Annotated in this window: 12 protein-coding genes and 5 tRNA genes; 6 read left to right on the forward strand and 11 right to left on the reverse strand. The window is 62.1% G+C overall.

Annotated features, from left to right (window positions below; genetic code table 11):
- Window positions 1-11: 11 nt before the first annotated feature.
- A complete protein-coding gene (locus tag LBW87_RS02130) occupies window positions 12-1238 on the reverse strand; it encodes an ABC transporter substrate-binding protein (protein WP_225199776.1) in 1227 nt (408 codons plus the stop codon).
- A gap of 157 nt (window positions 1239-1395) precedes the next feature.
- Between LBW87_RS02130 and LBW87_RS02135 the strand changes: the two genes are divergently transcribed.
- Window positions 1396-2313: a LysR family transcriptional regulator gene (locus tag LBW87_RS02135; protein ID WP_225199777.1), complete on the forward strand. Its 918-nt coding sequence runs from the start codon at window positions 1396-1398 to the stop codon at window positions 2311-2313.
- Here LBW87_RS02135 and LBW87_RS02140 read toward each other — a convergent pair.
- Window positions 2305-2904: a CGNR zinc finger domain-containing protein gene (locus tag LBW87_RS02140; RefSeq protein ID WP_225199778.1), complete on the reverse strand. Its 600-nt coding sequence runs from the start codon at window positions 2902-2904 to the stop codon at window positions 2305-2307. The two genes, LBW87_RS02135 and LBW87_RS02140, sit on opposite strands and share 9 nt — an antisense overlap.
- 218 nt (window positions 2905-3122) lie before the next feature.
- Here LBW87_RS02140 and LBW87_RS02145 point away from each other — a divergent pair, with 218 nt between their 5' ends.
- The 3 genes from LBW87_RS02145 (at window position 3123) to LBW87_RS02155 (ending at window position 5054) form a co-directional block, all read left to right on the forward strand.
- Window positions 3123-3983 carry an alpha/beta fold hydrolase gene (locus LBW87_RS02145; protein WP_225199779.1) on the forward strand — a complete coding sequence of 287 codons (861 nt, stop codon included), beginning with the start codon at window positions 3123-3125 and terminating at the stop codon, window positions 3981-3983.
- A 121-nt stretch (window positions 3984-4104) separates the two neighbouring features.
- Window positions 4105-4692, forward strand: coding sequence for an RNA polymerase sigma factor (locus tag LBW87_RS02150; protein WP_413927601.1), 588 nt, complete (start codon window positions 4105-4107; stop codon window positions 4690-4692).
- Window positions 4692-5054 carry a hypothetical protein gene (locus LBW87_RS02155; RefSeq protein WP_413927602.1) on the forward strand — a complete coding sequence of 121 codons (363 nt, stop codon included), beginning with the start codon at window positions 4692-4694 and terminating at the stop codon, window positions 5052-5054. The genes LBW87_RS02150 and LBW87_RS02155 overlap by 1 nt, the downstream gene beginning before the upstream one ends.
- 18 nt (window positions 5055-5072) lie before the next feature.
- Here the strand turns inward: LBW87_RS02155 and LBW87_RS02160 are convergent, their stop codons facing one another.
- From LBW87_RS02160 to apbC, 9 genes are all read right to left on the reverse strand, one after another.
- Window positions 5073-5864, reverse strand: a complete 792-nt coding sequence (locus tag LBW87_RS02160; RefSeq protein WP_225199781.1) for an enoyl-CoA hydratase-related protein — start codon at window positions 5862-5864, stop codon at window positions 5073-5075.
- A 586-nt stretch (window positions 5865-6450) separates the two neighbouring features.
- Window positions 6451-6526: transfer RNA gene (locus tag LBW87_RS02165), tRNA-Glu, on the reverse strand.
- A gap of 45 nt (window positions 6527-6571) precedes the next feature.
- A tRNA-Ala gene (locus tag LBW87_RS02170) sits at window positions 6572-6647 on the reverse strand.
- Window positions 6648-6688: 41 nt separating this feature from the next.
- Window positions 6689-6764: transfer RNA gene (locus LBW87_RS02175), tRNA-Glu, on the reverse strand.
- 66 nt (window positions 6765-6830) lie between these two features.
- Window positions 6831-6906: transfer RNA gene (locus LBW87_RS02180), tRNA-Glu, on the reverse strand.
- A gap of 71 nt (window positions 6907-6977) precedes the next feature.
- Window positions 6978-7053 (reverse strand) — tRNA-Ala (locus LBW87_RS02185).
- A 72-nt stretch (window positions 7054-7125) separates the two neighbouring features.
- On the reverse strand, window positions 7126-8541 hold the full coding sequence (gene gltX, locus LBW87_RS02190; protein ID WP_225199782.1) for a glutamate--tRNA ligase: 1416 nt from the start codon (window positions 8539-8541) through the stop codon (window positions 7126-7128).
- A gap of 149 nt (window positions 8542-8690) precedes the next feature.
- Window positions 8691-9116, reverse strand: coding sequence for a DUF4399 domain-containing protein (locus tag LBW87_RS02195; protein ID WP_225199783.1), 426 nt, complete (start codon window positions 9114-9116; stop codon window positions 8691-8693).
- Between the two features lie 64 nt (window positions 9117-9180).
- A complete protein-coding gene (gene apbC / locus LBW87_RS02200; protein ID WP_225199784.1) occupies window positions 9181-10269 on the reverse strand; it encodes an iron-sulfur cluster carrier protein ApbC in 1089 nt (362 codons plus the stop codon).
- Between the two features lie 139 nt (window positions 10270-10408).
- On the opposite strand from apbC, the gene metG reads away from it, so the two are divergent.
- On the forward strand, window positions 10409-12478 hold the full coding sequence (metG, locus tag LBW87_RS02205; protein WP_225199785.1) for a methionine--tRNA ligase: 2070 nt from the start codon (window positions 10409-10411) through the stop codon (window positions 12476-12478).
- 36 nt (window positions 12479-12514) lie between these two features.
- The gene (locus LBW87_RS02210; RefSeq protein WP_225199786.1) at window positions 12515-12994 is read left to right on the forward strand and encodes a GNAT family N-acetyltransferase; all 480 of its coding nucleotides are present in this window, start codon (window positions 12515-12517) and stop codon (window positions 12992-12994) included.
- The last annotated feature ends 57 nt before the right edge of the window (window positions 12995-13051 follow it).

The raw sequence follows: 13051 nt of genomic DNA on the forward strand, positions 1-13051 counted from the left end.
CAGGCAAAAACTTATTGCTTGGTCAATGGACAGGCAGCATCCATCGGACGGAAGGCCTGCTGGGCGGGAATCACCGACAGCAGCTTGAGGTAATCCCATGCACCCTTGGATTCGGCCGGCGTCTTGACCTGGTACAGGTACATGTCATGGATCACCCGGCCATCGGGGCGGATCGAGGCATTGCGCATGACCACGTCATTGATCGGGATCTCGCGCATCTTCTGCGACACCACCTTCGAGTCGGCCGTGCCGGCGGCGGCGCGCGCCTTCAGGAAGTGATAGACGCTCGAATAGACGCCGGCCTGCACCATGGTCGGTTTGTTGTTCTTGAACTGGGTTTCGAAGCGCTTGGAAAAGGCGCGCGTCTGTTCGTCATAGTCCCAATAGAAACCGTCGGTGTAGACCAGGCCCTGGGCCGCATCCAGCCCCAGTGCATGCACGTCCGACAGGAACACCAGCAGCGCAACCAGGCGCTGATCCTTGCCGCCGACGGCAAACGAACGGGCCTGCTTGATGGCATTGACCACATCGGTGCCGCCGTTGGCCAGCCCGATCACCTGCGCCTTGGAGGCCTGCGCCTGCAGCAGGAAGGACGAGAAGTCGGACGCATTGAGGGGATGACGCACCGAACCGACCACGTTGCCGCCGTTGGCCTTGACGACATCGGAGGCATCTTTCTCGAGCGAATGACCGAAGGCATAATCGACGGTCACGAAGTACCACGACTTGTTGCCCAGCTTGGTCAGCGCCGCGGCCGCACCGGCGGCTTGCGAATAGGTGTCGAACATCCAGTGGAAACCGTTGCTGGCGCATTCGCTGGTGGTCAAGGCGCCGGTGGCCGGGCCGCTGTACATGGCCACGCCGCCCTTTTCCTTGATCAGCTTCTGCACCGCCAGCGCCACCGATGAATTGGTCAGGTCGGCAATGGCTTCCACGCGGTCACGATCAAGCCACTCGCGGGCGCGGGTGACGCCCACATCAGGCTTGTTCTGGTTGTCGGCCGACAGCACTTCGATCTTCATGCCGCGACATTCGGCCTTGAGGCAATCTTCCACCGCCATCCTGGCGGCCACCACCGAACCCTGGCCACCCATGGCCGAATACGGTCCGGACATGTCGGTCAGGATGCCGATCTTGACGGTGTCGTTGTTCTGGGCCTGGGCCGGGCTGGCGCCAAAAGCGAACGTGCAAGCTGCTGCAGCGGCCATGAGGGCATGGCCGGATACGGTTTTACGCATGTTGCTGTCTCCTGGATATTGTCGTTGTTGTCTGCACGCCCGGCGTTACGTCGACGACGGGTCGTGCACCATTCTGCATTTGCGTTAATATCGGCACAATAACTACAAATTCAAAACCGCTTTGCATTAATGCAAAACGCGCCCTCTGGGAGACACGATGCAGGACTGGGATAACCTCAGGATTTTTCTGGAACTCACGCGCAGCCAGGGCCTGGTCGATGCGGCCCGCAAGCTGGGCATCGATCACTCGACGGTGTCACGCCGCATGAAGCGCTTCGAGCAGCAGGTGGGCAGCCAGCTGTTCGATCGCAACAATCATGGCTACAAACTCACCGCCGAGGGTTACCGCCTGGTGGAATACGCCGAGAAGATAGAGAGCACCGTCTATGCCGCCGCCGAACAGCTGGGGGGCCAGAACAGCAAGTTGTCGGGACAGGTGCGACTGGGCGCGACCGAGGGTTTCGGCACTTTCGTGCTGGCACCGCACATTGCGCACTTCTGCGCCCGCAATCCGCACATCACGGTCGACATGCTGCCGATGCCGCGCTTCGTGAACCTGTCCAAGCACGAAGCCGACATCAGCGTATCGATCGAACGGCCGCTGTCGGGCAATTATGTCGTCACCAAGCTCTCGGACTATGTGCTCAAGCTCTACGCCACCCGCGAGTACCTGGAACAGCACCCGCCGATCAACGAAGTCAGCGACCTGTCACGGCACAACTTCATCGGCTATATCGATGACCTGGTCTTCAGCGAAGAGCTGCGCTACAAGGACACGGTGGCGCCGGACGCGTTTCGCGCCTTTCGCAGCACCAGCGTGGTGGCGCAGTACACCGCTGCCTGCAGCGGCCATGCGCTGGCGATCCTGCCGTGTTTCCTGGCGCAACAGTCGGACAAGCTGGTGCCGGTGCTGCCATCGCAGATCAGCATCACCCGCACCTTCTGGCTGGTGGCGGCCAGTGAACAGCGTCACGTGGCGCGGGTCTCGGCGCTATGGAGTTACCTGCGCGAATGCATCGAACTGAACCGGGATTTCCTGATGGGGCAGGCGCCGGCGATGCAGTCGTTACGCTGAAGGCTGGCCCACCGCACGCTGCCGGTGACGCGCCACCTTGAAGCGATTGCCACATAACGCCATGCTGCACCAGCGACGCCGATGCGACTTGGTGCGGTCATAGAACCAGTAGACGCATTCGGGATGCTCGCAGCGCCTGACCAGGTTGAAGTCGCCGCCCGCCAGCAGCGCTGCGGCGGCCGCGGCCAGCGGTTGCAGCACGCGCGCAGCGCCCTGCGCCAGGCTCTCTTGCCGGATTTCCGGCGCGCCGTCGTCGGGCCACGCCAGCCGGTCGTAGGTCAGGCCATCGCGCAAGAAACGATTGAGCAGCTCGGGGTCGGCCCACTGCCCTTGCTTACGCGCCTGTACCAGCGTGCGCACGGTTTCACGCAGCGCGCGTGCCGCATCCACCAGCTCCCCGCGTGCCACGCCGCCCGCCCCTTCGCTCAGCATGCCGGACTTGCCCAGCCATTCCAGCACATCGGCATCGTCGCGCCAGCGCTCGACGCGCTGGCCGTCATACGCCAGGCCGCCCGTATTGAGCATATCCAGTGCCGGGTGGTCTGCCAGCAGGTGGGCGCCTGCAGCGGTGGTGGGAACGTCGGTCGTCATGATCGTGGCGAGAATAAATGATCAAACAATGTAACTTATAAAAATCATTTATTCAAGTTATCAAAAAAAGGAAAAAAAGCGGATCAATCTTCATAGTTACATGCATGCAATGATTAATGTAACCATTAAAAAATATTTGACAGGTTTTAAAACATCGGCGACGATGCTTCACATTGAAACCCCTTAAATTAATTTTTAACAGTTACAAGGAGAAGAGCATGAGCCAACCTGTCCACCACCGCTTTGTCAACGCCGATGGCGTGCGCGTGTTTTATCGCGAGGCTGGCCGCGCCGACGCTCCGGTGATCCTGCTGCTGCATGGTTTTCCCACGGCGTCGTACCAGTTTCGCGAACTGATTCCGCCGCTGGCGCAGCACTTCCGCGTGATCGCACCGGACCTGCCTGGCTTCGGCTTTACCGAAGTGCCGGCCGAGCGCCAGTACGTCTACACCTTCGACGCGCTGGCCGCAACGCTGGGCGCCTTCGTCGACGTCATTGGCCTGACCCGCTACGCCCTGTATTTCTTCGACTACGGTGCGCCGACCGGGCTGCGCCTGGCGGTGGCGCATCCGGAGCGCGTGACCGGACTGGTCTCGCAGAACGGCAACGCGTATCTCGAGGGACTGGGCGACGGCTGGGCGCCGATCCGCGATTACTGGGCCGACCCGTCGCCGCAACATCGGGCCGTGGTCGCCGATGCGGTGCTCTCGGAGGCCAGCATCCGCTGGCAGTATGAGCACGGCGTGGCCGATGCGTCGCTGGTGGCGCCGGATGGCTGGACGCAGGATATCGCGCTGATGGCGCGCCCGGGCAACCGCGACATCCAGCTCGACCTGTTCTATGACTACCGGACCAACCTTGAGCGCTACCCTGATTTCCAGGCGTTCTTCCGCCAACGTCGCCTGCCGACCCTGGTGATCTGGGGCAAGAATGATCCGTTCTTCCTGCCGCCGGGAGCCCAGGCCTATCGTCGCGACAATGCCGATGCGGTGGTCGAGATGCTCGATACCGGGCACTTTGCGCTGGCGACCCATGCGCAGCATATCGGGCGGCGCATCATCGAGGTGCTGGGCGCCTGAGTCGGCCGCCTAAGTCCACCGCCTGATCCCCCTGCCATCCCGGCCAACCGCTAGAATCGCGGTGGCGCCGGGATTTTTTTCGGCCTCCACAATATCGCTGAAGATGCCCCGTCTTCAGGGCATGCAGTCGACATCCACCCACCTTGCAATGAGCGACAAGGAAAACGAAATCACCGCCACCGTGTTGCGCGAGCGCAGCCGGCTGGGTGGCTTCATCCGCCGTCGCGTGGCCGACGCCGGCGAGGCCGAGGACATCCTGCAGGATGTGATGCTGGAGTTCGTCCAGGCCTATCGCTTGCCGGAACCGATCGAGCAGGTCGGGGCCTGGCTGTTCCGGGTGGCGCGCAACCGCATCATCGACCGCTTCCGCAAGAAGAAAGAGCAGCAACTGGTCGACCCGGCCGATATCGATGATGTCGATGGCGCCGACGACAGTTTCCGCCTCGACCTGGCCTTGCCGGCAGCCGATGGCGGCCCCGAGGCAGCCTATGCGCGGTCGCGACTGCTGCAGGCCTTGCAGGAAGCGCTGGACGAATTGCCGGAAGCACAACGCGAGGTGTTCGTGGCGCACGAACTGGACGGCATCAGCTTCAAGCAGATGGTGGCCGACAGCGGCGTGGCGCAAAACACATTACTGGCGCGCAAGCGCTATGCCGTCCTGCACCTGCGACGTCGCCTGCAGGCGGTCTATGACGAATTGGAGATGTAATGGAACAACTGGATCAGATCGATGACGGGCAACGGGGCCGAGGCCGGCGTTGCTTCAGGATGGGCTGGCTGCTCAAGCTGGCCTGCGTGGCGGTGTGCGTATTGGCGCTGGGCGCAGCCGTGATGCTGTTATGGAACTGGGTGGTGCCGCCGATCTTCCCGGCTGCCACCGAGATCGGTTTCTGGCGTGCGCTGGGGCTGCTGGTGCTATGCCGGATCCTGTTCGGCGGGTTTCGCGGCAATCGCCACTGGCATGACAAGAAACGGCGCATGCGCGCACGCTGGCAGGCCATGACGCCGGAAGAGCGCGAACGCCTGGGTGGGCGGATGTGCGGTTTCGGCCGCCAGCGCGATCGGAACTGATTCACGACACCTTGGCACTCAGCCCTCTGCCGTCCAGGCCGGGGCGCTTTTTTCAAGAAATGCCCGCAGGCCTTCACGGCCTTCTTCCGAAGCACGCAGATCGGCGATCACCGCTACCGTGTAGTCGGTGAGCGCTGGCTCGATCTGCAATGGATTGGCCGTCTGCACCAGTTGCTTGGCCGCGCGCATGGCTTGGGGGCCATTGGCCAGCAGCGTTGCGATCAGTTGCTCGGTGCGGGCATCGAGTTCGGCCGCCAGCACCACTTCGTGCACCAGGCCGATGGCGGTGGCGCGGAGGGCCGAAAAGCGTTCGCCCGAGACAAAATAACGACGCGCCTGCGATACGCCGATCTTGGCAATCACGTAGGGACTGATGACGGCGGGCGCCAGGCCCAGCTTGACTTCGGAGAGCGCAAAGAAAGCCGGCTCGGCAGCGATGACGATGTCGCAACAGGCCACCAACCCGACCCCTCCGCCCATGGCCGCACCCTGCACCCGCGCCACGGTCGGCGCCGGAAAATCATTCAGGTTCGCCATCAATTGCGCCAGTTGCCGCGCATCGTTGAGGTTGTCTTCCCGCGCGGCGTCGGCCATGCGGCGCATCCAGTTCAGGTCGGCGCCGGCCGAGAACGACTTGCCGGTCGAGCCCAGCACCAGCAGGCGGGTACGTGGATCGGCTGCGGCCTGGGCAATCAAGCCGATCAGGTGTGTGATCAACTGGTCATCGAAGGCATTGTGCACATCGGGACGATTGAGAAGAATGGTGGCCACGCCACGGTTGTCGATGTCTAGCTGTGCCGCCTCGGTCATTGGATCTCCTGGTGTCGTGGGCGCCTCTTGGGTGCGCTGCTTGTCGAGCAGGATAGCGTAATTTTTCGCGTATTACTGGATGCCTGTTTCCCGTGTTGTCGGGCGTCGCCCCTGACTTCACCGCCGTCGCCCTGACGAAGGTCAGGGGCCAGTGGCTTAAGTTTTACGGAGAACTGCCTTCAATGCCGATGTCTTGCCGGTATTTAGTCAATGAAGTGAAAGACGCCGCTGGGTACCGGCCTTCGCCGACACGACAGGTAACTTATCACCTTACCTTCGTCCGGGTGACCTATCACTTTACCTCCGTCGCCCTGACGAAAGTCAGGGCCCAGTGGCTGGGGATGCGTCGGGGGAGCTCAAAAAGCAAATAGCCCGCTTATCGCGGGCTATCCTGGCTTGTAGTTTCCTCGGTGCGTAATTGACAGCCAGCTAACGCTCGCTACGCGAGCGAGGGACTCGCCTACCTCCGGCAGGCCGCGGTTTCGCTTGCAAGCGAAACCCTTCGAATCCCCCCCGCGATGTGCACTTGCACATCGCTAGGCGACGTCAAAAAGCAAATAGCCCGCAAAGCGGGCTATTTATTTTTTGGCGTCCCCTGGGGGATTCGAACCCCCGTACTCACCGTGAAAGGGTGATGTCCTAGGCCTCTAGACGAAGGGGACAAATACGGTACTTCTACAATCTCCCACACCATTCGTGTGGGTCGCTGGTGGAGGTAAGCGGGATCGAACCGCTGACCTCTTGCATGCCATGCAAGCGCTCTCCCAGCTGAGCTATACCCCCGGCGATATAAAAAGCCCGCAAACAGCGGGCTTTTTCAAACCTGGCGTCCCCTGGGGGATTCGAACCCCCGTACTCACCGTGAAAGGGTGATGTCCTAGGCCTCTAGACGAAGGGGACATTCGTACTTCTTGAAACTCATCGATACTGCGTTACCTGCTGGGTCGTAACGCCATCTCAAAATCCTGGCGTCCCCTGGGGGATTCGAACCCCCGTACTCACCGTGAAAGGGTGATGTCCTAGGCCTCTAGACGAAGGGGACATACGGTACTGCTTACTACTTCTATCTTCAAGTCTTACTCGAAGAATCACCGCCAAACTACTGCGGGTCGCTGGTGGAGGTAAGCGGGATCGAACCGCTGACCTCTTGCATGCCATGCAAGCGCTCTCCCAGCTGAGCTATACCCCCGTTGCGAAGAAGCGAGATTATGCAATACCTATTTTCAAAAGACAACAGATTTTTGAAAAAACCAGACGGTTTTTAGAGGTAAGCCTGCAAACGCACGACCACCACCTCACGTCCGAACAATTGCAGCACGGCGTCAATGGCCGGGGTCTGCAATTGACCCGCCACGATCAGGCGCAACGGCATGGCCAATTGGGGCATCTTCAGCTTGTGGGCGGCCAGCACTTCCTTGATCATCGGCGCCAGCGCTTCCTTGGTCCAGTCGACCGTGGCGCAACGCTGCGCAAATTCGGCCAGCGCCGGCTTGATGGCGTCGGTGATGTGCTGCTCGACCAGCGCCGCCTCGGGCGCCGGCTGGCGATAGAACATCAACGCGGCAGCAGCAATCTCGTTGAGGGTGTTGGCGCGGTCCTTGAGCAAACCGATCACGCCCGCCAGGTCAGGCGCGCCGTCGAACACCGCGCCGTCCTTTTCCAGCAACGGGCGCACCAGCCCGGCCAGGCGGGCATTGTCGGCCAGCTTGATGTAGTGGTTGTTGAGCCAGTTCAACTTTTCGGGGTTGAACTGCGCCGGCGCCTTGGTCAGATGGTCGAGGTCGAACCAGGCGCAGAACTGTTCCATCGAGAACACTTCGTCGTCGCCGTGGCTCCAGCCCAGGCGCGCCAGGTAATTGAGCATGGCTTCCGGCAGGTAACCCTGGGCCGGATAGTCCATCACGCTGACCGCGCCATGGCGCTTGGACAGCTTCTCGCCATCGGCGCCGAGAATCATCGGCACATGGCCGTATTCAGGCAGCGTGCCGCCCAGGGCGCGCAGGATGTTGATCTGGCGCGGGGTATTGTTGACGTGGTCGTCGCCACGGATGACGTGGGTGATCTTCATGTCCCAGTCGTCCACCACCACACAGAAGTTATAGGTGGGGGTGCCGTCCGGGCGGGCGATCACCAGGTCGTCCAGCTCGCGGTTGGAGATGGTGATCGGCCCCTTGACCACGTCATTCCAGGTGACGTCGCCATCGATTGGATTCTTGAAGCGCACCACCGGCTTGCGGTCGGCGGGAATCGCCGGCAGCGTCTTGCCGGCTTCCGGACGCCAGGTGCCGTCGTAGCGCGGCTTGTCACCGGCGGCGCGCTGGCGCTCGCGCATTGCCTCGACTTCTTCGGGCGAGCAATAACAGTGATAGGCCGTACCGGCCTGCAGCATCTGCCCCACCACTTCGCGGTAACGCTCCATGCGCTTCATCTGGTAGAACGGGCCTTCGTCGTGCGCCAGGCCCAGCCATTGCATGCCTTCGATGATGGCCTGCACCGCTTCCGGCGTGGAACGCTCCAGGTCGGTGTCTTCAATGCGCAGGATGAAGGTGCCGCCGAAGCGACGGGCATAGGCCCACGAGAACAACGCGGTGCGCGCGCCTCCCAGGTGCAGATAGCCGGTGGGACTGGGCGCGAAACGGGTGCGCACTGGAGTTGCAGCAGAAGTGGTGGCGGTCATGATCGGTAGTAAAAACCAAAACGGCCTTGGCACGCCAAAGCCGTCGAACGGTAAAAGGTCGTCAAGCGGAAAGCCGGTATTTTACAGCCTTTGAGGGCGGCCACGCCATGCCGGCCCGGCCGCCCCGCTGCATCAGAACCTGCTCACGCCTACTTCACCGTGACGTTGATGGTCTTGGCCATGGCCGGTCCATAGGACTGGTGCACGCCATTGGCGAACTGGGCGGTCAGCTTGTAGCGACCGGGCGGCAGCGTCACGTCGGCCTCGGTCTGCCCCTTGCCATAGTGCAGATGGGTATCGTCCATGGGGATGGACGCGCCCTCCTTGATCGGCCCCTGATTGATCAACAGGTGATGATGGCCGGTGCCGGCGATGATTTCGTTGGCCGGATGCACGGTCATGCCGCTCACGCCGAACTTCACCTTGAACGGACTGGACACGGTGGCGCCATCCTTGGGTTCAAGGATGGACACCGATTTGTCGGCGGCCTGCGCGGCCGGCGACAACAGAGCGGCCATGAGCAGCGAAGCCGCAAACACATGATTGAACGGGCGCCATTGGCAGTGGGACATCATTGGGTATCTCCTTCTGGATTGAAATGGATGAAGCAGGGTTTCCCTCCCATGCCCGACACCGCGTTCAATCGTTCTGGATCACGATGCTGGGGAACTTGCTGGTCATGTCGCGGGCCTTCTCGGCCACTTTGATGGCGACGCTGCGCGCAATGTTCTTGTAGATTTCTGCCACCCGACCGTTCGGGTCGGCCACCACGGTGGGTGTGCCGGAATCGGTCTGCTGGCGAATTTCCATGGTCAGCGGCAAGGCGCCCAGGAAGTCGACGCCGAAATCGGCGCACATCTTTTCGCCCCCGCCCACGCCGAAGATCGGCTCTGCATGACCGCAATTGGAGCAGACATGCATGCTCATGTTTTCGACGATGCCCAGGATCGGAATGCCCACCTTCTCGAACATGCGCAAGCCCTTGCGTGCATCCAGCAAGGCGATATCCTGCGGCGTCGTGACGATGACTGCGCCCGTCACGGGTACCTTCTGCGACAGCGTCAACTGCACGTCGCCGGTGCCGGGCGGCATATCGACGATCAGGTAATCGAGGTCGCGCCAGTTGGTCTGGTCCAGCAACTGCTGCAGCGCCTGGGTCACGATGGGGCCGCGCCATACCATCGGCTCGTCGGGATCGATCATGAAACCGATCGACGACACCTGCAGGCCGTGGTTTTCCATCGGCTCCATGGTCTTGCCGTCGCGGGTCTCGGGCTGGCCCTTGATGCCCATCATCATCGGCTGCGAAGGCCCATAGATATCGGCATCGAGAATGCCCACGCTGGCGCCTTCGGCCGCCAGCGCCAGGGCCAGGTTGACGGCGGTGGTCGACTTGCCCACGCCGCCCTTGCCGGAGGCCACCGCGATGATGTTGCGCACGTTGCTCTTGAGCTTGACGCCGCGCTGCACCGCATGGGCGACGATCTTGAAGGTGACGTTGGCCTCGACCGCCTCGACGCCGGGCAACTTGGCCAGGGCCTCGCTGACCAGTTGGCGGATCGGCTCGATCTGGCTTTTGGCCGGATAACCCAGTTCCACATCCAGCAGCACGCGCGCGCCTTCGACCCGGATATTGCGGGCTTCGCGTCCACTCACCAGGTCGCGCCCGGTATTGGGATCGATCACCAGCGCCAGCGCTGCCTTGATTTGCTCTACGGTAATGCTCATTATTTCTCCTCGCCAAGGGCGCCAGTCTAAACCAATCAGGCCGAGCCCGTTGTGATCAAAACGACAACTACTGCGCCGATGCGGTGGTCGCTGATAGAATGCCTCTTCTTTCCACCACGTCGCATCGTCCGCAACGCCAATGAGCACCCCAGCCCCTCGCCAACTCTTCGTCACTACCGCACTGCCCTACGCCAACGGCGCTTTCCACATCGGCCACATCATGGAGTACATCCAGGCCGACATCTGGGTCCGTTTCCAGCGAATGCAGGGCAATGAGGTGCACTTCGTGGGAGCTGACGATGCGCACGGTGCGCCGATCATGATCGCGGCCGAAAAGGCCAACGTCACGCCGCAGCAGTTCGTGGCCAACATCGCGGCCGGTCGCAAGCAGTATCTCGATGGCTTCAACATCGCCTTCGACAACTGGAGCTCGACCGACAGCCCCGAGAACCACCAACTGTCGCAGGACATCTATCGCGCCCTGCGCGACGATGCCGGCCTGATCTCGACCAAGACCATCGACCAGTTCTTCGACCCGGTCAAGAACATGTTCCTGCCCGACCGCTACATCAAGGGCGAGTGCCCCAAGTGCGGCACCAAGGACCAGTACGGCGACTCCTGCGAGAACTGCAGCGCCGTGTATGCCCCGACCGACCTGATCAACCCGTACTCGACCCTGTCGGGCGCGACCCCGGTGATGAAGTCGTCGGAGCATTTCTTCTTCAAGCTGTCGGACCCGAAGTGCGTGGCCTTCCTGCGCGAATGGGCGCTCGACAGCAATCGCCTGCAGCCGGAAGTGGCCAACAAGGCCCGCGAATGGCTGGACGGCGAAGGCGGCCTGGGCGACTGGGACATCAGCCGCGATGCGCCCTACTTCGGCATCGAGATTCCCGATGCGCCGGGCAAGTATTTCTACGTCTGGCTGGATGCGCCGATCGGCTACCTGGCTTCGCTGAAGAATTACTTCGGCAAGATCGGCCGCGACTTCGATGCCTTCATGAACGATGACAAGACCGAGCAGTACCACTTCATCGGCAAGGACATCACGTACTTCCACACCCTGTTCTGGCCGGCGATGCTCAAGTTTGCCGGCCGCCGCGTGCCCACCAATGTGTTCGCGCACGGCTTCATCACGGTCAGCGGCGAAAAGATGTCGAAGTCGCGCGGCACCGGCATCTCGCCGCTGCGCTATCTCGACATCGGCATGAACCCGGAGTGGCTGCGTTATTACATCGCCGCCAAGCTCAATGCCAAGGTCGAGGATGTCGACTTCAACCCGGATGACTTCGTCGCCCGCGTCAATGCCGACCTGATCGGCAAGTACGTCAACATCGCCAGTCGCGCCGCCGGCTTCATCGCCAAGCGCTTCGATGGCCGCGTGACGACTGCCTGGGCCAGCGCCGAAGATGCTTTCCTGGGCCGGCTGCGAGGCGCCGCCGACGACATCCACGCGCTCTACGAGCAACGCGAATACGGCAAGGCCCTGCGCCTGGTGATGGAGCAGGCCGACGCCATCAACGCCTACGTCGACGCCAACAAGCCATGGGAACTGGCCAAGGACAGCGCCCGCGACGCGCAACTGCACGAAGTCTGCAGCCGCCTGCTGGAAGCCTTCCGCATCCTGACCATCTACCTCAAGCCGGTGCTGCCGGCGCTGACCGCCCAGGTCGAGGGTTTCCTCAACGTGGCGCCGTTCCAGTGGAGCGACATCGGCACGCCGCTGGCCGATGGCCACGTCATCAATGCCTATGCACACCTGATGCAACGGGTCGACCCGAAGATGCTGGATGCGCTGTTCGATGCCCCAGTGCCGGCGGCGGCGGCCACGGTCGCTGCAGCAGAAGAAAGCGCCATCGAAGAACTGGCGCCTGAAATCTCGATCGACGACTTTGCCAAGATCGACCTGCGCATCGCCAAGATCGTCAACTGCGAAGCAGTCGAAGGCTCCACCAAGCTGCTGCGCCTGACGCTGGACGCCGGCGAAGGCCGCACCCGCAACGTGTTTTCGGGCATCGCCTCGGCCTACAAGCCCGAGGAACTGGTGGGCAAGCTGACCGTGATGGTGGCCAACCTGGCGCCACGCAAGATGAAGTTCGGCGTGTCCGAAGGGATGGTGCTGGCGGCGTCGGCCAAGGATGAAAAGGCCAAGCCGGGCATCTACGTGCTCAACCCCTGGCCGGGTGCCGAACCTGGCATGCGCGTGCACTGACAGCACCTGCCAGCCTGAACGGAGACCGACGCTGCCATGGAACTGGTAATACGTGAAGCCACCTCTGAGGATGCCACCCTGATTGCTGAACTGACCCGGCATAGCTGGGCCAACAAGGTGGCGTCGACTTCGTCGGGCCACCGCGAGGCATCCGACCATGTGATCGAAGACCTGCAACATGGCGGCGCCTTCATCCTGCTGCGCGGAGAAATCCCGGCTGGCTCGGTGCGCTGGCTGCCGCTCGACACCGACCTGGATGTGTGGGAAATCCGCCGCATGGGCATCTCGCCGGCATTTCGCGGCGAGCGCCTGTCGCAGCACCTGATGGAAGCACTGATCCACCGCGCCCAGGCCGCCGACGTGCGCGAGTTGCGGCTGGCGGTGCGCACCGACCAGGCGCAACTGGTCGATCTGTATGCCGCCTTCGGTTTCGAGATCGCCCCTGAACTCGACTACACCCGCTCCAATCCGCAAGAAGCGCCGCCGATCGTGATGCGGCGCGTGATGCGGCACTGATCGCTTAAACAGCGAGGGGTCCAAGCCCGATGCCGCAGGCGAGGCGGTCCGGCTTTC

Origin of the sequence: Herbaspirillum sp. alder98 (genome assembly GCF_020179755.1) — a bacterium.
In the GTDB taxonomy this organism is placed as follows: domain Bacteria; phylum Pseudomonadota; class Gammaproteobacteria; order Burkholderiales; family Burkholderiaceae_D; genus Herbaspirillum.

What these genes read in the sequence shown, in the direction of transcription:
- gltX (WP_225199782.1), bottom strand. Translation starts at nt 8,541, where the DNA reads ATGACCGCCACCACTTCTGCTGCAACTCCAGTGCGCACCCGTTTCGCG.
- metG (WP_225199785.1), top strand. Translation starts at nt 10,409, where the DNA reads ATGAGCACCCCAGCCCCTCGCCAACTCTTCGTCACTACCGCACTGCCC.
- LBW87_RS02145 (WP_225199779.1), top strand. Translation starts at nt 3,123, where the DNA reads ATGAGCCAACCTGTCCACCACCGCTTTGTCAACGCCGATGGCGTGCGC.
- LBW87_RS02155 (WP_413927602.1), top strand. Translation starts at nt 4,692, where the DNA reads ATGGAACAACTGGATCAGATCGATGACGGGCAACGGGGCCGAGGCCGG.
- apbC (WP_225199784.1), bottom strand. Translation starts at nt 10,269, where the DNA reads ATGAGCATTACCGTAGAGCAAATCAAGGCAGCGCTGGCGCTGGTGATC.
- LBW87_RS02160 (WP_225199781.1), bottom strand. Translation starts at nt 5,864, where the DNA reads ATGACCGAGGCGGCACAGCTAGACATCGACAACCGTGGCGTGGCCACC.
- LBW87_RS02130 (WP_225199776.1), bottom strand. Translation starts at nt 1,238, where the DNA reads ATGCGTAAAACCGTATCCGGCCATGCCCTCATGGCCGCTGCAGCAGCT.
- LBW87_RS02135 (WP_225199777.1), top strand. Translation starts at nt 1,396, where the DNA reads ATGCAGGACTGGGATAACCTCAGGATTTTTCTGGAACTCACGCGCAGC.
- LBW87_RS02195 (WP_225199783.1), bottom strand. Translation starts at nt 9,116, where the DNA reads ATGATGTCCCACTGCCAATGGCGCCCGTTCAATCATGTGTTTGCGGCT.
- LBW87_RS02150 (WP_413927601.1), top strand. Translation starts at nt 4,105, where the DNA reads ATGCAGTCGACATCCACCCACCTTGCAATGAGCGACAAGGAAAACGAA.
- LBW87_RS02140 (WP_225199778.1), bottom strand. Translation starts at nt 2,904, where the DNA reads ATGACGACCGACGTTCCCACCACCGCTGCAGGCGCCCACCTGCTGGCA.
- LBW87_RS02210 (WP_225199786.1), top strand. Translation starts at nt 12,515, where the DNA reads ATGGAACTGGTAATACGTGAAGCCACCTCTGAGGATGCCACCCTGATT.